General features: G+C 47.1%; 18 protein-coding genes and 2 pseudogenes. 12 read left to right on the forward strand and 8 right to left on the reverse strand.

The genetic code is table 11. The features are described 5' to 3' along the window. Positions 1 to 8: 8 nt before the first annotated feature. Both ABV300_RS02580 and ABV300_RS02585 read left to right on the forward strand, forming a co-directional pair. Complete coding sequence (locus ABV300_RS02580; RefSeq protein ID WP_353714989.1) at positions 9 to 542, forward strand: hypothetical protein; 534 nt, start codon at positions 9 to 11, stop codon at positions 540 to 542. Then, positions 539 to 916: a site-specific integrase gene (locus ABV300_RS02585; RefSeq protein WP_353714990.1), complete on the forward strand. Its 378-nt coding sequence runs from the start codon at positions 539 to 541 to the stop codon at positions 914 to 916. The genes ABV300_RS02580 and ABV300_RS02585 overlap by 4 nt, the downstream gene beginning before the upstream one ends. Here the strand turns inward: ABV300_RS02585 and ABV300_RS02590 are convergent. Next, positions 913 to 2361, reverse strand: a complete 1449-nt coding sequence (locus ABV300_RS02590; RefSeq protein ID WP_353714991.1) for a reductive dehalogenase — start codon at positions 2359 to 2361, stop codon at positions 913 to 915. The genes ABV300_RS02585 and ABV300_RS02590 overlap by 4 nt on opposite strands. Before the next feature lie 207 nt (positions 2362 to 2568). On the opposite strand from ABV300_RS02590, the gene ABV300_RS02595 reads away from it, so the two are divergent. The 4 genes from ABV300_RS02595 (at position 2569) to ABV300_RS02610 (ending at position 8473) form a co-directional block, all read left to right on the forward strand. Next, complete coding sequence (locus ABV300_RS02595; protein WP_353714992.1) at positions 2569 to 3747, forward strand: ATP-binding protein; 1179 nt, start codon at positions 2569 to 2571, stop codon at positions 3745 to 3747. A 3-nt stretch (positions 3748 to 3750) separates the two neighbouring features. Continuing rightward, positions 3751 to 4431, forward strand: coding sequence for a response regulator transcription factor (locus tag ABV300_RS02600; protein WP_353714993.1), 681 nt, complete (start codon positions 3751 to 3753; stop codon positions 4429 to 4431). A gap of 109 nt (positions 4432 to 4540) precedes the next feature. Further along, positions 4541 to 7774, forward strand: coding sequence for a two-component regulator propeller domain-containing protein (locus tag ABV300_RS02605; RefSeq protein ID WP_353715349.1), 3234 nt, complete (start codon positions 4541 to 4543; stop codon positions 7772 to 7774). A 3-nt stretch (positions 7775 to 7777) separates the two neighbouring features. Further along, positions 7778 to 8473 carry a response regulator transcription factor gene (locus ABV300_RS02610; RefSeq protein ID WP_353714994.1) on the forward strand — a complete coding sequence of 232 codons (696 nt, stop codon included), beginning with the start codon at positions 7778 to 7780 and terminating at the stop codon, positions 8471 to 8473. On the opposite strand, the pseudogene ABV300_RS02615 reads toward ABV300_RS02610, so the two are convergent. Beyond that, positions 8412 to 8666, reverse strand: a pseudogene (locus tag ABV300_RS02615) (transposase); the annotation flags it as partial. The gene ABV300_RS02610 and the pseudogene ABV300_RS02615 overlap by 62 nt on opposite strands. 85 nt (positions 8667 to 8751) lie before the next feature. Here ABV300_RS02615 and ABV300_RS02620 point away from each other — a divergent pair. Both ABV300_RS02620 and ABV300_RS02625 read left to right on the forward strand, forming a co-directional pair. Beyond that, positions 8752 to 9834, forward strand: coding sequence for an IS3 family transposase (locus tag ABV300_RS02620; RefSeq protein WP_353714995.1), 1083 nt, complete (start codon positions 8752 to 8754; stop codon positions 9832 to 9834). Positions 9835 to 9903: 69 nt separating this feature from the next. Beyond that, positions 9904 to 10098, forward strand: a complete 195-nt coding sequence (locus ABV300_RS02625; protein WP_353714996.1) for a hypothetical protein — start codon at positions 9904 to 9906, stop codon at positions 10096 to 10098. An 87-nt stretch (positions 10099 to 10185) separates the two neighbouring features. Here ABV300_RS02625 and ABV300_RS02630 read toward each other — a convergent pair whose 3' ends face one another. From ABV300_RS02630 to ABV300_RS02640, 3 genes are read right to left on the reverse strand one after another with little or no spacing between them, the layout of a single operon-like run. After that, positions 10186 to 10911, reverse strand: coding sequence for a response regulator transcription factor (locus ABV300_RS02630; protein ID WP_353714997.1), 726 nt, complete (start codon positions 10909 to 10911; stop codon positions 10186 to 10188). Beyond that, positions 10886 to 12682 carry an ATP-binding protein gene (locus ABV300_RS02635; protein WP_353714998.1) on the reverse strand — a complete coding sequence of 599 codons (1797 nt, stop codon included), beginning with the start codon at positions 12680 to 12682 and terminating at the stop codon, positions 10886 to 10888. The genes ABV300_RS02630 and ABV300_RS02635 overlap by 26 nt, the downstream gene beginning before the upstream one ends. Beyond that, a complete protein-coding gene (locus ABV300_RS02640) occupies positions 12675 to 13259 on the reverse strand; it encodes a hypothetical protein (protein WP_353714999.1) in 585 nt (194 codons plus the stop codon). The genes ABV300_RS02635 and ABV300_RS02640 overlap by 8 nt, the downstream gene beginning before the upstream one ends. Before the next feature lie 701 nt (positions 13260 to 13960). On the opposite strand from ABV300_RS02640, the gene ABV300_RS02645 reads away from it, so the two are divergent. From ABV300_RS02645 to ABV300_RS02660, 4 genes are all read left to right on the forward strand, one after another. Further along, positions 13961 to 15742 carry an adenosylcobalamin-dependent ribonucleoside-diphosphate reductase gene (locus ABV300_RS02645; RefSeq protein ID WP_353715000.1) on the forward strand — a complete coding sequence of 594 codons (1782 nt, stop codon included), beginning with the start codon at positions 13961 to 13963 and terminating at the stop codon, positions 15740 to 15742. A 12-nt stretch (positions 15743 to 15754) separates the two neighbouring features. Beyond that, positions 15755 to 16015 carry a DUF2795 domain-containing protein gene (locus tag ABV300_RS02650; protein ID WP_353715001.1) on the forward strand — a complete coding sequence of 87 codons (261 nt, stop codon included), beginning with the start codon at positions 15755 to 15757 and terminating at the stop codon, positions 16013 to 16015. Between the two features lie 114 nt (positions 16016 to 16129). Further along, positions 16130 to 17578 carry a reductive dehalogenase domain-containing protein gene (locus ABV300_RS02655; protein WP_353715002.1) on the forward strand — a complete coding sequence of 483 codons (1449 nt, stop codon included), beginning with the start codon at positions 16130 to 16132 and terminating at the stop codon, positions 17576 to 17578. A 28-nt stretch (positions 17579 to 17606) separates the two neighbouring features. Next, positions 17607 to 17876 (forward strand): hypothetical protein, encoded by a 270-nt coding sequence (locus ABV300_RS02660; protein WP_353715003.1) that lies wholly within the window; start codon positions 17607 to 17609, stop codon positions 17874 to 17876. A 56-nt stretch (positions 17877 to 17932) separates the two neighbouring features. Here ABV300_RS02660 and ABV300_RS02665 read toward each other — a convergent pair whose 3' ends face one another. From ABV300_RS02665 to ABV300_RS02675, 3 genes and pseudogenes are all read right to left on the reverse strand, one after another. Continuing rightward, complete coding sequence (locus ABV300_RS02665) at positions 17933 to 18793, reverse strand: bile acid:sodium symporter (protein WP_353715004.1); 861 nt, start codon at positions 18791 to 18793, stop codon at positions 17933 to 17935. Positions 18794 to 19155: 362 nt separating this feature from the next. Further along, on the reverse strand, positions 19156 to 20238 hold the full coding sequence (locus ABV300_RS02670) for an IS3 family transposase (protein ID WP_353714995.1): 1083 nt from the start codon (positions 20236 to 20238) through the stop codon (positions 19156 to 19158). Positions 20239 to 20310: 72 nt separating this feature from the next. Further along, a pseudogene (locus tag ABV300_RS02675) lies at positions 20311 to 21136 on the reverse strand (IS3 family transposase); the annotation flags it as partial. Between the last annotated feature and the right edge of the window lie 509 nt (positions 21137 to 21645).

The following is a 21645-nucleotide window of genomic DNA, read 5'->3' on the forward strand; positions in this document are numbered from 1 at the left end:
GCGCCTCTATGGAGATGGAACTGAGACCGAGCAGGGGTGGCTTCCTCCGGCCGTTCGGCTGCGGCTGGTTTATCCGAGAGTATCTCCTGGGGAACGGGCCGGAGGGTTCGCCCCAGATCGATCTGGAGCGCGGCGCCCCGCAGGCGGATATCAACTACGAATACAAAGAAGCCCTGGCCAGGGCGACGGCCAGGGAGCGGGCGGAGCGAATCATCAGCAGGCAAGTAGTCCGGGGCGTAGATGTCACCGAGGAACATGCCGAGGATATCTATCAGAAGCAGCTCCGGAAGGTGTCAAGGAAGTTTACCCACATGCGGTATCACTCATTCTTGATGTATTTCGGGGTCCTGAAGCGATTGGGATGGGTTGAGGCGACCGAAAGGATGGAACCTTCAGCAATTCAAGACAATTATCCCGATGCTCCGAAACGGACGTATTACCGACTGACCCGGGAAGGGATCTCGGCTAATGACCGGTCTTGGGCAAATCCACTATTCACTTTGTATCCCGAAATCGGACCGAACCACCTGAAAAACAATTGACCACAAAAAGCTATCTCGAACCGCAAGATATTGGCTGCTTGATTAGCGCCGCCAACAATTTACGCGACAGGCTGCTGGCCACCATGTTATTCCATCTTAGCTGCCGGATTTCAGAAGCGTTGGGAATAACGGTCGATGATATTGACCTCAACAACCGGACCGTCACCATCAAGCACTTGAAATCCCGCATCAAGCTGAAATGTCCGACTCGATGGGTGTATTTCGGGGGATGTTGTTTTTTCAGAGCGAGCAGGTTTCTGGAGGATATATTGGCAAAGACGGAATTTTATATCCTGCATAATAACGTATCCCCGAGGCTTCTTGAAGCCTCGGGGATTCTGACCTTGAATATTTTCCTTGGTAACTTGCCCTAATATCCGCCGTGGTGTGAGCCTATCGTAGTATCATAGCCATATACCGGCAACTCATGGTCCCACCATTGCTCCTTTTCTTCGTCCGCAGTTAATCCGTAGCCAAAAGCCTTGTCTGCTTTCCAGAGGAAGTCGTTGAATAGACTTGTTGTACCAATCGTTGATCTCACAATGTTATGAATAGACGCGACATCATTAGTATTGAAGGTGCAGGTGCCCATACATATACCACAGAATGGATAGCCCCACTTTGTGAAGCACTTCGGGACATCAGTGTGAAACAGCTTTTTACCCGTAACAGACCAACTCGGATCAGCATTCGGGATCAGTTCCGAGTTTGGGATTTCCCAGGATGTCTCCGAGTCATGTGATATTGCGCCAGTGGGGCAAGCGTCCGCGCATTTTCGACAAGTATGACAAAATCTGAAGATGCCGGCATCGATGGGTGGGGTTGGAGCTAGAGGTAAATCGGTTAACAGACTGAAATATCCCGTAATTGTTCCATATTCAGGGCTGATGCAAATGTTGTTGTTTCTCCCTATCTCGGCGAAACCGGTTAGTATGGCATCAGCCATAGCCGGCATTAAACCCCAATGGCGAATCGGGTACCCCAGTCCCTGATATCCTAGCCCGTTTAAAAACCCCTGAGCGCGCGCTTGGACCCCTGCCCAAACGTAGTATCGGCTTCCGTTCGCGCAGGTGCGTAAGATACTGTCGCCTTGTCGCCAAAGCTCCTTGCTCATTTGAATTGTTACCGCGATGATATACAGAGGTTTTTCTGGAATCACGAATTTATCGCTTGTTTCATAGCCCTTCTCAACGGACTCGAATACAATATCCTTAGGTATCCGAACATGTCGGGAGAAAATGAGTTTTTTCTCGTTTTCGCCCAGTTCAGAGAATTGGACTTGAGAAGCTCCCATAAACCTCATGGCAGCCCGGACCATTCTAGAGTTTTCCTCCGGCGAGCCTCTATATTGTGTAGCATCGAAAAACTCTGGCGGAGGCGCAGCCGACCACATATATACCGGTGGCGCCGTCTCAAGCTTCATATTAGCTGGAACTTGGACAAATTGAGTTGGGCCATGCAAAGCGGCACCTACAGCGGATAAAAGAGCAACATCTTTCAAGGTATGCCCCGGTTTGTTCGTCTTGATCCCTTCGCGGATATTGCTGTTTGCACCGCTAAGCCATTGCTGAAAGCCCTCTTTCCCGACTAGATTTAGCCAGGTTGTCTCTCCATGCATGCACAATCTGTTATCCATGCGTTTTATTTGTCCCCAATCCACTTCACAGGTTGGATCACCGAAGTTTCTATCTTTAACCCACCACGGTCTCTTAAAACTCGCAGTCGCTGATGACATGACTTCGTCTAAGTCCTGGAATAGATCAGCGGATGTAGCGGTTGTGTATCCGATTCCCCCTCCGATCAAGCCTAAAGCCTTCATAAAATCTCTTCGGGTTACAGTGGTATGATGCTGAGACATAAATTTTCCTCCTTCTACTCCTTACTGAAAGACTATCTAACAATGGCTCCCGAATCGATAGATGACCGGTGATAAAACGGTTAATGTTAGTTATTATTTGCATAATGAGCGACTTAGGTCTCTCGAAAAACGCCTTTGTCTGGTGTACAATGCCTCTAGGTGAGGTTGATGGACGAATACTTGAATGACGATGAAGCGAAGGAACTTGTCTCCGATGCAAGCCTGAGGGAACGGCCGGATTTTCATCGAGCTCTGTATAACATGAGTTCTGAGCCCATGCTCGTTTCAAGGCGCGTTCGACCGCCATCGGATATCTCTAGGCGAGTCATCGAAGTCAATGAAGCTTTTCTTAGAATGACAGGGTTAGCAAAAGATGAGGTCATTGGAAAAAGCGTCGAGAGGGTCCTGGGGATCACTTCACAGACACTGGTCAAATACGGAATTGAAATTGAGAACAAGGGCGAGATCACCATTCCAACTACCTTGAGAACAAAGACAGGTCACGAATTATCGATTGAGATACATGTGTCTAAATTCGAATTCGACACTAAGAATCTTCATTTCGCCATTATTCATGACGTTGAGAAGCATATCGAGACTCAAAAGCGAATAAAGCACCTTTTGGAAAAAGAACATCGAGCAAAAAAGCGGTTAGAAAAAGAAACGGCCTCGCGGTCTCACTTCACTAGACTCCTCGTACACGAATTAAAAACACAATTAACACCGATGATCTCGGCAAGCGACGCTCTAACCGTTGGTTTGAAAGATGAGCCATGGATAACCCTAGCCCTCCAATTGAATCAAAGTTGCTGCGATTTGAATAATAGAGTCGAAGAACTAATTGATCTTGCAAAAGGTGAGGTAGGTTTACTTAAACTGGATCCACAATTCGTAGATATAGCTGACTTGATGAACAGTGTGATCGATTTTGCCCAACCTCATGCTTCTAAGAATAAACAACGGTTGAAGTTGACGATTGATCAATCATTGCTTGGAAAGAGGATTAAGCTCGATAAAGACCGATTCAAACAAATTGTTATTAACCTAGTTTCCAACTCAATGAAATACACACCGGATAACGGTGCAATAGTATTAAAGGTCGGCCAAGACGGCGGTTATCTCGTCGCCAGAGTAATTGATTCCGGTTGTGGTATTAGCCGAGCACGTTTGGATCATATGTATGAACCTTATTATCAGGAAGATAGCTCCCACTTATCCAAAGGCTTGGGTATAGGTCTTTTTCTGTCGAACATGATCGCAAAACTCCATGGAGGAGATATTAAAATATCCAGCATTGAAAAGCGTGGCACGGTTTGTCGCATTCGAATCCCGATGGAAGTTGGTTGATTGGTGAAGATACTAATTATCGAAGACGATCAGAAAATAATCGATAATATCTCGGTGATTATCAAGATCGGCTGCTCCGGGGTGACTATTGAATCCTCACAAAGGGGCGACCGGGGTCTTCAACTTATCGAGAAAGAGTATCCTGACCTTGTGATCTTAGATTTACGATTACCAGACATGAGTGGATTTGACGTATTGAAAGAATTGCGGAAGTTCAGCAGGGTCCCTGTCTTAGTTGTCAGCGTGATGGTCGAGGAAAAAGACATTGTTCAAGCCCTTGAACTCGGGGCGAATGACTATATAACTAAACCCTTCAGACAGATGGAATTAGTCGCGAGAGTAAGGAATCTAATTAGAAGACAACCTATACCTGAAGAAATAATCAACATACAGTGTAAAAAGCTTAGGTTCGGCACTTCGATAAGGCAGTTGTTTCTAGAAGACAAGGAAATCGGTCTCACCAAAACTGAAGGGCGCATTCTACAACGTTTGATACAAGAAAAAGGTCGGGTAGTGACTTATCAGGAGATCGCGTATGTACTCTGGGGTGATTCACTGCCAACCGCTTTACCGAGTATAAAGGTATACATACGTCACTTAAGGAAGAAAATAGAAAGGAACCCTAGCAGACCGGAGTTAATTCAGAATGTGCCTCAAATGGGTTATATTCTAGTGAGCGAATGATTCTTATGGTTCTCGTTTCATGTCTAACGCTACCCGATGTCATTGAACATCTTAAACCAAGGCTCTGGTGAGAGATATGCGTTCATTATTTAGATTATTATTCTCGGGAATGTTGATATTCGGTATTAATTCCGTTACACCTTATAGGATTTCTGCCCAATCAGATAACCTCTATTTTAAACAACTGTCAGTGGACGAGGGCTTACCACACAACCTAGTTTATTCCGTTATCCAAGACGACTTTGGCTTTTTATGGTTTGGCACATACGGAGGTCTATCCCGATATGACGGAATCAAATTCCGAACCTATGACCATAATCCCACAAATGACGCCTCTCTTTCGAGCAATTCGGTATACGTGCTTTTTCTCGACTCCACTGGCAGAATATGGGTGGGCACCGATGGCGGTGGACTAAACTTGTTCGATCCACAGAGTGATGGTTTCAAGCGGTTTCAGTCTAGTTCTGACCACACAAGTATCAGTAATAATCAAATAAGAGCAATAGCTGAAGACAAGAACGGTAATATATGGATTGGAACAGCAGAGGGACTAAATAGGTTAGATCCGAAACTTGGTACGTTTCAACGGTATTATAATACCAACGATCTTGGGGCTATTAGCAGTAATAACATTTATAGCCTTTTAGTCGATAGTGATCACGATTTGTGGATAGGGACTTCAAATGGCTTAAACCGGTATTTGCCTGACTCAGACTCATTCGTTCGGTATATCCATGACCCACTGAAAGATTATAGCATCAGCGACGGACCTGTTGTTTCATTATATGAAGACGATTCAGGTAAGCTATGGATCGGATCATTTATAGGAGGGCTTGATTTACATAATCCGGACACAAACACATTCAAGCACTTTCGATCCGGTCAAAGCGAGCACAGTTTAAGTGATAATACCGTATATGCCATCTGTCAAGATGAACTCGGTATGATGTGGATTGGAACGGCGAACGGATTAAATCATTTAGATCCATTCACTGAACAATTTACTACCTATAAAAACAGGCCCGGCGATGCTGCGAGTTTAAGTAACAACAGGATAAGAGCTATTTGTCAAGATAATAGCGGGATTCTTTGGATCGGTACGTATGGTGGCGGAATTTGTAAACTCGATCTGAAAAGAAGCGCTTTCACTCTATACTACAATGTCGCTGGTGATACAGATAGCTTGAACAACAATTTGGTGTTTGCTTTGCTAGAAGATGGACCCGGGTCTATTTGGATTGGGACCGATGGTGGAGGTTTGAATTTACTCGCGCCGGATAAGACTATTGAGCATTTCCTCTTTAAAGCTGAAAATTTGTTTCAAACCAACATTAACTCCATTAGAGCTCTGTCCTACCAGAGTTCTTCAGACGTCCTGTGGATTGGGACGTTGGCAGGATTGATAAAATTCAATCCCGCTACAGGGTGTTACAAACACTATCCGCTCGGTGGCTTGCTAGGGAACTCAGTACGAACGATATTCGAAGACAGCTCAGGGAGGATTTGGCTGGGAACATTCACCGGAGGGCTGGCCTTATTTGATCCTTCTAAAGAAAGTTTTACTTTTTATAGTCACAAGCCTGAAAACACCGATAGTATCAGTAATAATACTGTATATTCGATCGTAGAAGGCGACAATGGTACGTTGTGGGTAGCTACCGGAGATGGATTAAACAGGTTCGATCCGATGTCAGGCATCTTCCGCAGCTACAAGTATCAAAAGGACATTGCCAACGGGTTAGCCAATAACCATATTTTCGATTTGTATAAATCTAGCGAAGGTTACCTTTATTTAGCGACTAACGGTGGCGGCTTGTCGATATTTGATCCAGTTACGCAACGTTTTGAGACGTATACCACGGATGACGGGCTCGCGAGTAATATCGTTTACAGTGTTATTGGAGATGATCGCAGCAAATTGTGGTTAGCAACGAATCGTGGGTTGACCCGCTACGTACCTGATACTCGTCAATTCATTAATTTTACGCCATATGCCGGCTTAAAGGAGAGCGTATTTAACTGGGGCGCATGCACCAAAGACAGTGAAGGAAAGATGTATTTCGGGGGTGATAACGGATTCGTTATTATCGACCCTGACTTACTTGAGACAAACAGTCATGCTCCTCCCGTTCATATTACGGATGTTATTGTTAACGACGCCACCCGACACTTTTCCAGTTTGGTTGCCGACTATTCCACAATCAACCTAAAACATACAGAGAATTCGGTTTCAATTAACTTCGCTGCTCTTGATTATACTGATCCTGCTAAGAATACCTACCGTTATATCCTTGAAGGTTTTAACAACACCTGGCATTTTACCGACTATAGCCAACCGTTTGCCACCTACACCAACCTTGACCCCGGCACGTATGTGTTCAAAGTTTGGGGATCGAACAATGATGGTGTTTGGAATGAGATCAGCACTGATCTAACTATCAACATTGCCTACCCATTTTGGCAGACATGGTGGTTTTCACTGTTAACAGGTTGTGTCGTTTTAGGCATCATCTACTCTGGGTACCGACTGAGACTAAAAGCCCTTTCCGATCAACGTAACCGCCTAGAAGCTAAAGTGACAGAACGCACACACGAACTTGAGCAACAGTACGAGAAAGAAAGGGCGCTCCACGAAGAGCTAGAAAGGGAGATCAAACGACGAATTCAGTTCACCCGCGCTTTGGTACATGAGCTTAAAACACCGTTGACTCCAATGGTCTCCGCAAGTGATGCTTTGGCGAACGGACTTCAGGCACCCCTATGGCACAACTTAGCTGAGCAGCTGAGACAAGGAGCCGTCAGCCTTAATCACAGGATCGATGAACTTCTTGATCTGGCGAAGGGAGAAATTGGGATTCTTACCATTACTCCGGAGCCAACGGACATTAAAGAGCTGCTTGAGGATATTACAGCTTTTATGTTCGTTCAAGCCCAAAAACAGCATCATTCGCTCTCGCTGGAGTTGACAGAACCTATCCCGCAAATTTCGTTAGATCGGGAACGTATTTGGCAGGTGATCTTGAATCTGCTGAATAATGCATTCAAATTTACGCCAGACGGGGGAGAGATTCGTCTGCACGCGGAAGTAAAGGGAAATATGCTCGTTGTAGCGGTGGATGATAACGGATCAGGCTTTACATCGGAACAACAGAAAAGGTTGTTCGAACCGTATCACCAAAACACTTACGACCGGGAAAGATTGAGCGGCCTTGGAATAGGATTAGCTTTATCGAAGATTCTCGTTGAACTACACGGAGGAACTATTGAAGTACATAGTATTCGGAATAAAGGTAGCCGCGTCTGGTTCAATCTCCCGATAAATTGGCAAAACAATGGCGGATGAAAGATGAAGTTTCTTATTATTGAAGATGATCAGGCAATCATCGAAAATGTGACATTAATTCTGCAAATGGGCTGGCCGACAATTGAGATCATCCCGGCTCGCCTAGCCAGCCGAGGTCTTCAGCTCATTGAAATAAAGAAACCCGATCTGGTGATCTTGGATCTCGGGCTACCCGATATGAGTGGTTTTGATACTCTGAAGCAAATTCGATTATTTTCTCGAATTCCGGTGTTAATACTTACCGTTCGCGGGGATGAAAAGGATGTTGTTCAAGGCCTGGCATTGGGAGCTGATGATTATATTGTCAAACCGTTCAGGCAGATGGAATTATTAGCACGAGTGAAAGCTTTACTGAGGCGTACTTCCGTACCCGAGGAAGACATAGGAATTAGGGTTGGTCACTTAAGATTTGGCCGTTCGATTACGGAATTGCTTTCTGATGGTCACCGGGTACAGTTGACAGTGACTGAAGGGAAGATAATTCATCACTTAATGCAGAAGGCTGGCCAAGTGGTTACATATAAATCGCTCGCCGAGACTCTTTGGGGCGAAGAATATCCAGGTGCACGGCAGAGCTTGAAGGTATATGTAAATCATCTGCGAAAGAAGCTCGAATTAATAGGTGGTCAACAAGCCATTATACAAAACGAAGCTGGCATCGGGTATATCCTCGTAACCGATTCGCCCTCTTTACACTAATGACCTCTCCCGTCTTTGGTAGCATTCCGGTGTAGAGTTCTGCGGTCGTTTCAGCATACTCCCTGGGTGCCCTGCCTTTCAATGAGCTATGTGGTTTGACTTCGTTATAATCCCTCCTCCATTCTTCGATGATTTCCCTGGCATGTTTCAAACTCAGAAACCAATTCTCGTTCAGACATTCTCCCCGAACCTGCTGTTGAAGTGACCTTCCCCCCGAAAACCGCTAAACCCTGACTTAGAGTCCTCCGGCGTATTAAAATGCGTAAGGAGGAATCACCATGAAAGCCAAGCATTACACTGAGGAGCAGATCATCGCCGTGCTGAAAGAGGGTGAGGCCGGCGCCAAGGTCGCCGACCTTTGCCGCAAGTACGGCGTGAGTGAAGCCACCTACTACAACTGGAAGACCAAGTATGCCGGCTTAACCGTCGGCGAACTTAAGCGGCTGAAAACCCTCGAAGAAGAAAACCGGCGTCTGAAACAGATTGTAGCCGACCAGGCGCTCGATATCCGTGCCCTGACTGCTCTCAAAAAACTTCTAAAGCCCAAGGTTAAGTGTTTGGCGGTCTCTCACATCAGAGAGAGCCTTGGGCTGAGCGAGAGGAGAGCTTGCATGCTGGTCGATATTTCGTCGTCGGTCTACCGGTACCAGCCGAAGCCGGATGATGACGCGCAGTTGCGGAAACGTCTCAGGGAGCTGGCGGAGCAGCGAAAGCGTTTCGGCAGTCCCCGACTGCACATCATGCTCAAGCGGGAGGGTCTGGTGGTCAATCACAAGCGGACCGAACGAATCTACCGGGAGGAAGGTCTGGCGCTCCGGAAGAAGCGGCGGAGAAAAGGCGCGGCTGGGGCCAGGGTAGTCATGCCAACGGCACAGGGGGTAAACGAGCGCTGGTCCATGGATTTCGTCACCGACAGCATCGTCAATGGCCGCCGATTCCGTTCTCTCACCATCGTCGACGACTACTCCCGGGAGTGTCCCAGGATAGAGGTGGACACATCTCTCGGCGGCCGCCGGGTGGTCGGTGTCCTTGATCAGCTTGCCGAGATCCGCGGACTGCCGGAGATCATCACCATCGACAATGGGCCGGAATTTGCCGGTAAAGCTCTGGATGAGTGGGCTTACCGCCACGGCGTGAAGTTGAATTTCATCCGGCTAGGAAAACCGATCGAGAATGCCTATGCAGAAAGCTTCAACGGCAGATTCAGAGATGAGTGCCTGAATACGAATTGGTTTCTTAGCTTGAAACATGCCCGGGAAGTCATCGAAGAATGGAGGAGGGATTACAACGAGGTTAGACCGCACAGCTCATTGAAAGGATTCACCCCGAAAGAGTATGCTGAAACGACCGTGGGGCTCTAATCCAGGGTGTAGCTGCTCGTGGGGGAAGGTCAATGGAACGAAGCGACAATCGAAGAAAGGAGACGACTGGTGAACACGCTAATCGAAATGGTTTACGTCGATTTGGAAACCAAGAAGGTCACGGCTCTGATCCCAACTCTGGCTTTCGGTGCCTTGCTCGATAGAGCAATGGAGGTGGCGCCCGATAAGCCTTTATTTCTAACTCCCCTGAAACAGGAGAGTGTTGGAGTTGGTGGAGACGGGGGAGAGTCGAACTCTGCCTGAAACAATCAGTGATATCTGTGCTTGGCTGAGAGCAAATGAGACCGAGGGGCTGGTGAAGAAAGAAGGGCGTCGCCAAAGGCCCTTTCGTTACTTGCGATTATCGGAGTCGGTTTGAGGCAATTCGGTGAAATTAGGTGATAGAGGGATAGTGTATCCAATGCCCCGGCGACTGATAATAATTTTAGGGTTATTGGGATCATCTTCGATTTTCTTCCGTAAGCGGCATATATAGTTTTTAATGCTTTCTGACGAACCTGGAATGAATTCACCCCAAATCATTTCTGCAAGCTCAACTTTTGTGACGATCTTCCCCGCCCTTTTTAGCAGGTGGTAAAACAGCCTACCTTCCGTAGAGGTCAGTTCCCGCTTGATATTCCCAATGTAAACCTCATTGATGGAAGAACCATAGTGTATATTATTACATGATATCGTTAGGTCCTCTTCAAGAAAAGAGCGTTTTTTCATTGCAGATTTTAGTCTAGCTATCAACTCCATTTGTCTAAAAGGTTTGACGAGATAGTCATCCGCATTCATCTCAAAAGCTTTAATCAGGGCTGTCTCTTCATCTCTTACTGTAATTATGATTGTCGGAATCCTTGTAAAGGCACGTATCTGTTTCAGAACCTCATATCCATCAATATCTGGGAGACCAAGATCGAGAAGAATTGCATCAGGCACGTGTTTCTCAACTAATTCAATTCCCTTTTTGCCATAAGGAGTTGAAAACAAAGCGAGATCCGGCCAAACTAAACGTAGTACTAGTGAGACCGTATCGACAATTCGCTGGTCATCCTCGATAATTAATACTTTCACTAACAACCTTTTGAGTATTGGGTGTAACTAAGGCTGGGAGGGTAAAATAAAATGCGCAGCCACTGCGTTGATTGTTAACTACCCACATCTTTCCTTCATGGAGCTCGACAATCTTTTTAGAAAGTGCGAGTCCTATTCCGAGACCACTGAGTTTATTTGTACCTTTATAGGGGATAAACAGGTCCTGTTGTCTTTCCTCAGGAATTCCTGGACCATCATCTTGTACCATAACGACCAACTTTTCGTTCAACATGCTGGTACTAAAGATGATGGTTGAACATTCACCAGAATATTTGATGGCATTATCAATCAGATTCATGAGAACCTGTTTTATTCGTTTGCTATCTGCCATCGCTACGGGAATAGTTTTATCCAGTCTTTGTAATAGGCGCTGGTTGTTATTCTTAGCCCGTAGTGCAAAGGAGTGTACTATTTCTGAAATCAAATCGTTTATACTAAAAGGCGAACACTCTATAGTCAATATACCGACTTCACCTCGAGCTAAATCCAGAAATTCATCAATTCTGCCACTTAAATCGGTGGCTCCTTTGTTGATACACTCAACTAATGGAAGCCATTGTTTCTCCCCAATATTATTAGCAAGCGTATCGCTTGCTAATAATATTGGGGTTAAAGGGGTTTTCAATTCATGGACCAAAGCCCGAGTGAATTCTATGCGTTTGTTAATTTCATTCTGTAACGCAGCCTTTGCTAAAGCCTCCTGTTCATATAGGTCCTTTAAATTAAGTTCAACACTCTTCCAATGTGAAATATCTTCCAGCTTTCCTTGGAAACGGTTATTAATACTACCATCATCATTATAACGTGGATATATGTGTTCTTTAATCCATATTAATTCCCCGGTTTTACGTTTTGCTTTGTATTCGATGGATAATGGTAACTGTATACCTTTAGAGATACAATTAGCTATGAATGTGTATCTTTGCGATGTAATTTGGGTTTGAGTATCGCTATCGTAGTAATAATCAAGCTCAGGGTCACTGACAAAATATTTTACAAATTCAGAGGGCGTAAAACCCAATAGTTGGGTTACTTTTGGGCTGACAAACGTAATATATTTAGAACAAATGTTAAATTGAAATCCAACATCGCATATTTCGCCAGGTATTTGAAATTCTATTTTAGGGATTACAGTAGGTGTTTTTACCACAGAACTTTCAAGAGTTAATTTATGACGCGTATCATTGATTCCCTGCTGAACTAAAGCTTTAAAATGTGTGAGGTTACACTCAACAATTTGAGGGGGAGTTTCAAAGGCTTTTGCGAAAGAGTACACTTCAGAATCTCGTGGTTTCTCGGGCTCAAACCTACATGCTGTGATTTTATTTGTGTTACAACCTTTTACCAGGTTGAAATCTGGGTTAGAAGCCCCATAAGCAAGAAAGGTTTCGCTGCGCCATTCGTTACAAACAGCAGTTCTTAAAAGCCAACTTCCCTCATCGACATAGTCTCGGAAGGTTTCTCTCCCTAATAGCATTTCCCAACAATTATCGCCCGGGATTTTTACAACTTGATCCTTATATTCCTCGAATATTGCAGGTAAATCCTTGTGGCAATACCCATAGGCGACAAGTGAGATCCGATTCTCGATGGATGCTTGATCGAACACATGGCGGATTAAACTTGGGGATACTTTGAACAGACAGGCCGGTACTAATGGATATATTTTAAATCCATCGTTATTCGATATTACAGATTTGACATGCTTAAGTATGAACGAACAAGATATGATACCGATTTTATTAGGCATTGACTTTAATCTCCAGTAAATCAACTAAACTAGACAAATCTAACGGGAAAGCCACTCCCGGTAGCAAGTTTTTCATTTCCGGTTTCAAGTCAAATGCCACTCCACCAGCGTAATAAGCGGTCTCAAGAGATAATAGGTCATTTATCCTGGCACTAACCATTTCGATAAAATGAAATAGTGAAAAACTAAATATCACAGCTGATGGAGCACTTGAGGCGGTTGTCTTGATCAATAGGTCTAGGTCAGTTGGGTACGTAATATTTATCAGTCTCACATCAAACAACCTGACTTTTAAGAACACCTTACTGAGCAAAGCTCCCATCGTGATGATTGGAGAAAAGGAACATACAAGCACCGGTTTTGCATTGCGATAAGGCTGGGTGATTTGATCTACTCTTTTATCGATTAAAGTCATTATTGAAAATAGTTGAGATGGCAACATGCTATTGCTTTGCCATGCAGATATAGCTTGATCTAACAACGATATTAACCCAACTCGTTCATATGAGTTGATCTCTTCAAGAAGGACTTGGAAACTTCTATTGTATGGACTATCAGACTGAGCGATCTCTAGCATACACTCATTCTACAACCTTAACGATATTAACCCAGTACCACTATGTACCAATAAGGTAAATATCGGTTAAAAGACTATCAGATACCAAGGTTAAAGCAGTCTATAAGGACGACATCCACCCTCTGTTTATATCCAGATCAATTTGCCCCTCAAAATCTGGAACACCTTGCTAACGCTGGTAATACAATAGCACAAGGTGCCTGTGGTTACCAATACTAACCATGCTTGACTTCTTGCTTCGAAAAACATTCGTAATTCGTATGTACCATACCTCGAGTCTAATAAAGTTACAAAAACCAACTAAACAATTACCCATAAATACCATTTAGGTATCATACATAACCGTCTCGAATACATTCACAATGTAGTATTTGGTTGTCTGGTCAATATTGTGGTGATAAAAAGGGGCATGCCATTGATCGAATTCATAGTTACTTCTGCCATTCTTATCGTATGCGCTCTAGGAGCAAAACTTATCAACAATTCTAATGCGTCAGGTGGGTAGCGATGGTGCTGCTACTTTCCACTCTCGAGGGAGTCGTCACTCGGGCAAGCCTCACGGTGGGGGAAACCAGGGCGCCGGCTGTTGCGACCAGCCTGCTTAATATGCTGTGAAACCCCTCCCGTGAGCTCCCTGGGTGTAATCGGGGTTCACCGCGGGGCTTGCCCTCTCTTAAAGCCTTTCCTCTATAGGAGAGAAAATGGTCATCGACATAATTAAAGAAACCAAGCCGGCGCTTACTCCCAATGCCCTCAGGGTACTGGAGAAGCGCTACCTCCGGCGTAACCGCCGGGGCGAGCTTATCGAGACGCCGGAAGAGATGTTCCGCCGCGTCGCCCAGGCTGTGGCCGCAGCCGAGCTCATCTATGACCCATTGGCCGATACCGACATCATGGCCGGCGAGTTCTACCGGCTGATGAGTTCGCTTGAATTCCTGCCCAACTCCCCCACCCTCCTTAACGCCGGCACCGAGGTCGGCCAGCTGTCATCCTGCTTCGTCCTGCCGGTGCCCGATTCGATTGAGGAGACCTTCGACGCGGTGAAGTACACCGCTCTCATCCATAAAAGCGGCGGCGGCATAGGCTTCGATGTCTCCAAAGTCCGGCCCAGGGGCGCCGCGGTGGGCGAGCACCTTGACGCCGCCGGCGGCCCGGTAGCGCTAATCCATGTCATCGCCGGCGCGGCTGATTACATCCGCCAGGGCGGCGTCCGACGCGGCTGCAACTCGGTGGTCATGAGCGTCACCCACCCGGACATCCTCCATTTCATCAAAGCCAAGTCCGATCCCAACGTCCTGACCAACTTCTACAACTCCGTCTCGGTCACCGATGACTTCATGACCCGGGTCAGGGATGGATCGGATTACGCCTTGATCGACCCCAACACCGGAGAGGAAACCGGCCGCCTTAACGCCCGGTCGGTATTTGCGCGTATCATTGACCAGTCCTGGCGCACCGGCGATCCCGGCCTCGTCTTCACCGACCGGGTCAACCGCGACAACCCCACCCCCTGCCTCGGCCGCATGGAGACGGTCACCGGCTGCGGCGAGCAGGCATTACTGCCCTACGAGTCCTGCAACCTCGGCTCCATCAACCTCGTCCGCATGCTGCGCCGGGACAACGGCACTCTCTCTATTGATAACGACCGGCTGGCGCGGGTGGTTAAGACCGCCGTCAGATTCCTCGACAACGTCATCGATATCAACAAGTTCCCGGTGCCCGCTGTAGAGGCGGCCACCAGGCGCACCAGGAAGATCGGCCTCGGGGTCATGGGCTTTGCCGACATGCTCATCCGCCTGGGTATCCCCTACAACTCCACCCGGGCTATCTCCGTCGCCGAAGAGGTCATGGAGTTCATTAACGATAAAGCCCATGAGGCCTCCCGTGAACTGGCACTTGCCCGCGGCGCCTTCCCCGCCTGGGAGGGCAGCGTCTATGAAAAGCGCGGTGTCCCGATGCGCAACGCCTGCTGCACCACCATCGCCCCCACCGGCACCCTGTCGATCATCGCCGGGGTGTCATCGGGGATAGAGCCGATCTTCGCTACCGTGTTTGTGAGAAACATTCTCGACGGCGAGAATCTCCTTGAGGTCAATCCCTACTTCGAGGAAGTCGCCAGGGAGCGGGGCTTCTTCACCCCGGAGCTTATCGAGCAGCTGGTCACCTCCAACCACCTCCAGGACCGAAAAGACGTCCCGGAAGATGTCCGGAAGGTCTTCGTCACCGCCCACCGGGTGTCGCCGCAGTGGCACGTCCGCATCCAGGCCGCCTTCCAGCGCCACACCGACAACGCTGTGTCCAAGACGGTCAATTTCCCCCATGAGGTCAGGCGAGAGGATATCGCCAGGGTGTTCGAGATGGCCTGGGATTGGGGTCTGAAAGGAATCACAGTCTATCGGGACCAAAGTCGTCAGTCACAACCCCTACGTACTAGTAAAACAGGGGTGGAACTGGTGAAGGATCTGTTTACAGAGAAGCGGTAGGAGGAATCCGATATGACCATGATTTTAGATAAAGCACCCTTTAAGGAAAGGACATCACCAGGCTTCAGCCGTAGCTTGGACATGAGCGTTGCGGAACTGGAGCAATCCCTAAGTGGTATCGCTTTCCCGGCGACGAAGAAGGATCTAATCGTAAAGGCTATGAGTAATGGTGCTGCGGAAGACGTTTTGACCTTTATTCATCTTTTACCAGACTTAAAATATTGCCAATTCCATGATATCACCTTCCTAGTTTGGTCATATGTGGTCTGTTAGGAGTGTTTGTTGGTACGAAAGGAGGGACGAGCTACTTAACGAAAAGTTGACGCCCAGAAAGAGACCGGGAATTCACAATAGAGACCGAAAAAATTGTATTGAAAGGGATTAGTTATGCTCATCAAAAACAAACTGAATGAAAAGGAGAGAGGCTACAGTCGGAGAGAATTCTTGAAGGTTGCGGGTGGGGCGGGTATCGGTGGAGCTTCATTAGCCGCCGTAGCTGCGATTAAAGAACTGCCCGGTGCTAATCAAGATATGCTCTATAATAGCCGTCTTAAAGAACCCTATTTGCCCCAGTATCCAAGCGAATACCCTTGGTGGGTGAAAGAGATAGATGACACCGCGAATTCGTTGGGCACGACAGAAATCGTACCGGGTGAACTTGTTTTGGGATCAACAAAAATTAACGGCCAATACCAAGCCTTTACCGATGGGCGACAAGACGGTTTTCAGGCTGTAGGTAACGCCGCTACGAATCAAGACTGGTCGGGGGAATGGGGTAAAATCGCACAAGAGGCAGTTACCGCTCGCAATGAATGGATCGCCAATATGACACCGGAAGAATTGCATGATTACCGTTTTGGGACAGCGATAGTCCAGGCTTCGGATCATTGGCATGTAAACACTGCAGAAAAGAACTGGATTAAACTCCCGGTTAACGCGGCGAAGGTTGAAGTTTCTGCCGAAGAGATGACTGCGAAATTAAAAGGTGTGGCCCATTGGTTTGGCGTAGATCAAATTCGTGTTTGTGCAATTGACGACAAAATGAAACCATTCTTTTACAAAATTGCAGCAACCTCAGGCACGTTACGTGGTTACCGTCCCAAAGGATGGGTTGATCCTGGCAGACCAGTGGCCTGGCCCTATCCCTATAAATACGCTATCTCCATGGGAATTTTTACAAGTTTACCGACTCATCGAGCTGGGGTGGGCCCCCTCGCCAATGCTTCAACAGCAACAACTTGCAGTGATCAAGATCTTTTTTCCAAATACATGGAATCCACGATCCGAGGCTTGGGTTACGAAGCTTATGGAATGATTATTGCAGATGAGGATTGCTGCGAAACCCCATTGGCTATTAGAGCGGGATTGGCTGAAGCTGGGCGGTCCGGTCTTGCTATTGCGCCTTGGGGTGCTGGATTACGTACGATAATCGTAGCAACAAACGCTCCCCTGGTCCCCGACAAACCGATAGATTTTGGTTTGCAAGAATTCTGCAAAGTATGTGGTCGATGCTCGGACAATTGCTTAGCACAAGTCATTGGGAAGGATCCAGAACCATCTTTAATTAACGGTGCCTATAAGTGGGAATACGATGGGTTGCTATGCATGAAGCAAAGAACAGCATTTGGCTGTCAATTTTGCGTCAGTGTATGTCCGTGGAGTGCGCCAGACACTCCTGCTCATGATTTTGGTCGTGTTTTAGCCAGTATACCGATGTTTGCACCAATGATGGTCAAGGTGGCGGATATTACTTACGGTAAGTATCCTAGAGGTGAAGATGCCTCTAAATGGCAACCTTGGCATACACCTGCGGAATGGGCACCCTGGCGGACTTAGTTAAACTAAAAATTGAAAGGAAATTTATATGAGCCTGTTAGTATTCTTAGGAGGAATCGTACTCACCGTTCTGGTAGGTTTAATCATGATGGCAAATAAACAATTCCGAATACTTTGGTGGCATTACATTCTTGTTGCAGGAGTCGCAGTTTGGACTGCAATCGGAGTTGTGATTACGTTTGACTTGGCAATTGAAAGAGCGCAGGGGGCGTGGCTTGTCGCTCTTATTTTTGGATTAGTGGCACTCATAGTCGCAATCCCGACGGTGCGTTCGGTGTTACATAGTAAAAAAGTGTAAACTTCATCTAGGATAAAGGCTCCTTTGTGATTGTGTCACAGGGGAGCCTTTATCTATTATCGAAAACTAGTGTCGCTTCTAATATTCTTATGAAAACGTATCGAAAGAAATAAATAATAAAGAAAACCGATGACTAAAGCAGTTATCGCAGGCACGGAGGCTTTTGGTCCCAACAGTACGTAAGCGATGGCACTTGCTCCTGCCCATTTTTTCATTGAACCAAGAAGCATATAACTGATAGACGTTGGCGGTGGAATATTTAATAACCTACTTATACGATAAATCGATTCCCCAAGAACAAATATTGTGGCAAAAGCAACGATAGTTGCAACTAAAAGGTTGTTTGAGTATGTAGTGAGTAATTCACGATTTAATCCTATTAGGGTAAAACACACGATAGCAACGCACCAATTTATAATATGGCCGTTATATGGTTGTATAAGTATAGATTGTTTTAATTTTCTGATAATGCGGGACAATATCAGCGGTAAAATAATGATTTGGAATATTACATTGAATAGATCTGCTCCCCAATAGATACTACTAAGAAAAACATATACCAATAACGGCAAGATCAAGATGGATAAAAAATAACATGCAATGGTACTTAAAAATGAAAAGGATACATCGCCCTTGATATTATACGTACAAGGTGCGATTAAAAGTGATGGGGGAGCTCCAGCTAAAATGACTAAACCAGCAATTATATACTTGTCATCCGTTAATAGGTAACCCAGTACAATATTCAGGCCACCTAAAAGAATAAAATTGAGCAAAAAACCCACAGTGGTCGCCTTGAGTATTTTTTTTGGTAGTAACAGGTCTCTAGTAAGATCGATATGACTTAAAGACAAAGACATGGCAATGATGAGTAAAGAGATGATCCAACTTTCGGTGCGTTGAGCTAGCGGCGCCATATAGAAGCCAGCGAATATGGCGAAAATGAGTATAAAATTATGCTGGTGAATTAGTATTTTTAAAATAGACATGAGTGTTATGATTCAAGATTGTAGCTAGAGCGAGTGTGCACTTGCAATGAGTATGAACTACTTGAACTAATAATACCAATTGTTACGAATATTCACGGCTGTGGCACTTCCCCAGATGGTCTTCTGCACTTAACCACATACAAATACTTGTCTCCACCCAGGTCATAACATCCAGTCATAAAATTGATCGCCTGATGATGGGCGGTGTCAATGTCAGCATCCGTTTTGACAGCCCAACCCTGATATGGCTTGCCAGGGTGACCTTCCCCCACGAGCAGCTACACCCTGGATTAGAGCCCCACGGTCGTTTCAGCATACTCTTTCGGGGTGAATCCTTTCAATGAGCTGTGCGGTCTAACCTCGTTGTAATCCCTCCTCCATTCTTCGATGACTTCCCGGGCATGTTTCAAGCTAAGAAACCAATTCGTATTCAGGCACTCATCTCTGAATCTGCCGTTGAAGCTTTCTGCATAGGCATTCTCGATCGGTTTTCCTAGCCGGATGAAATTCAACTTCACGCCGTGGCGGTAAGCCCACTCATCCAGAGCTTTACCGGCAAATTCCGGCCCATTGTCGATGGTGATGATCTCCGGCAGTCCGCGGATCTCGGCAAGCTGATCAAGGACACCGACCACCCGGCGGCCGCCGAGAGATGTGTCCACCTCTATCCTGGGACACTCCCGGGAGTAGTCGTCGACGATGGTGAGAGAACGGAATCGGCGGCCATTGACGATGCTGTCGGTGACGAAATCCATGGACCAGCGCTCGTTTACCCCCTGTGCCGTTGGCATGACTACCCTGGCCCCAGCCGCGCCTTTTCTCCGCCGCTTCTTCCGGAGCGCCAGACCTTCCTCCCGGTAGATTCGTTCGGTCCGCTTGTGATTGACCACCAGACCCTCCCGCTTGAGCATGATGTGCAGTCGGGGACTGCCGAAACGCTTTCGCTGCTCCGCCAGCTCCCTGAGACGTTTCCGCAACTGCGCGTCATCATCCGGCTTCGGCTGGTACCGGTAGACCGACGACGAAATATCGACCAGCATGCAAGCTCTCCTCTCGCTCAGCCCAAGGCTCTCTCTGATGTGAGAGACCGCCAAACACTTAACCTTGGGCTTTAGAAGTTTTTTGAGAGCAGTCAGGGCACGGATATCGAGCGCCTGGTCGGCTACAATCTGTTTCAGACGCCGGTTTTCTTCTTCGAGGGTTTTCAGCCGCTTAAGTTCGCCGACGGTTAAGCCGGCATACTTGGTCTTCCAGTTGTAGTAGGTGGCTTCACTCACGCCGTACTTGCGGCAAAGGTCGGCGACCTTGGCGCCGGCCTCACCCTCTTTCAGCACGGCGATGATCTGCTCCTCAGTGTAATGCTTGGCTTTCATGGTGATTCCTCCTTACGCATTTTAATACGCCGGAGGACTCTAAGTCAGGGTTTAGCGGTTTTCGGGGGGAAGGTCAAAGCTCTCGACGGGGGCGTTCTCAACCGGCTTGCCCGGCCGGATGAAGTTCAGCTTCACGCCGCGACGATAAGCCCACTCATCCAAGGCCCGGCCGGCGAATTCCGGCCCGTTGTCAATGGTGATGACCTCAGGCAACCCGCGAATATCGGCCAGCCTGTCCAGCACGCCGACCACTCTTTGGCCACCAAGGGAGGTATCCACCTCGATCGCCGGACATTCCCTGGAATAGTCATCGACAATAGCCAGGGCGCGAAACCGCCGCCCTGTAATGATGCTGTCGGTTATGAAGTCCATGCTCCATCTTTGATTCGGCCGTTCGGGCGTCTCCAGGATTATTCGATTAGCGGCCGTGCCTTTACGCCGCCGTTTTCGCCTGAGTGACAATCCCTCTTCTCTATAAAGCCTTTCGGTCCGCTTGTGATTCACCACCAGACCTTCTCTCTTAAGCAGGATATGAAGCCGCGGGCTGCCGAACCGTTTTCTTTGGCAAGCCAATTCTCTAAGACGCTGGCGCAGGACCTCATTGTCGTCCTCGTTGGGCTTGTAACGATAGGCCGATGGTGAAATTCCGGCCGGTTCGCGGACCTTCAGGGTCATATTGTCCAACGCTTGGTCGGCGAAGATCGCGTCGGCATTCCTCTTCGAGGGTTTTGAGCCTCTTGAGCTCACTGATAGACAATCCGGCGTACTTGGCCTTCCACTTGTAGTAGGTGGTGTCACTCATCCCATATTTGCCGCAGAGATCGGCGGTTTTAGCGCCGGCTTCGTCCTCTTTGAGCACCGTGATGATCTGTTCTTCGGTGAACCTCTTGCGGACCATGAGCCTTCCTTAATCATTCCTATTTTACCGGAGGACTCTACTTCATGTTGATACTAATTACGGAGGGAGGGTCAATACCGCTCCTTATTGTTAGCCGGATGAAAGTGCCTCGTCGGTATTCTGGTGGGAGGGAAGGTGGTCCCCTTTTCCCGAATGCCCCATGGGTTGCTGAGGTGGTCTTTGCACTTCGACTTCTATCCATTCACCGTCATACGCTATCGATTTACAACCCGACCATTACCATATCATTACTTAATATTACCGGTTAGTTCTTAGTCATTGAATATACTTATTGCCAGACGTCATATTGCTTCAACTAATGCAAGTGCGATTTTAGTTCCCTTTATCGAAACCGTTGCGGGGCATCAGGCATTCCGCCCGCAGTTAAAAGGAGGTTCCAATGATAGTAGAAGTGGTGCTGGTCTGTTTCATGATCGGTGTTTCAATGGTAGCTGCCGCCCACATCCGCAATGAATCCGTCCGCCGCGGCGGCGTCTAGCCGGGAATAA

Source organism: Dehalogenimonas sp. 4OHTPN, from assembly GCF_040448695.1.
In the GTDB taxonomy this organism is placed as follows: domain Bacteria; phylum Chloroflexota; class Dehalococcoidia; order Dehalococcoidales; family Dehalococcoidaceae; genus Dehalogenimonas.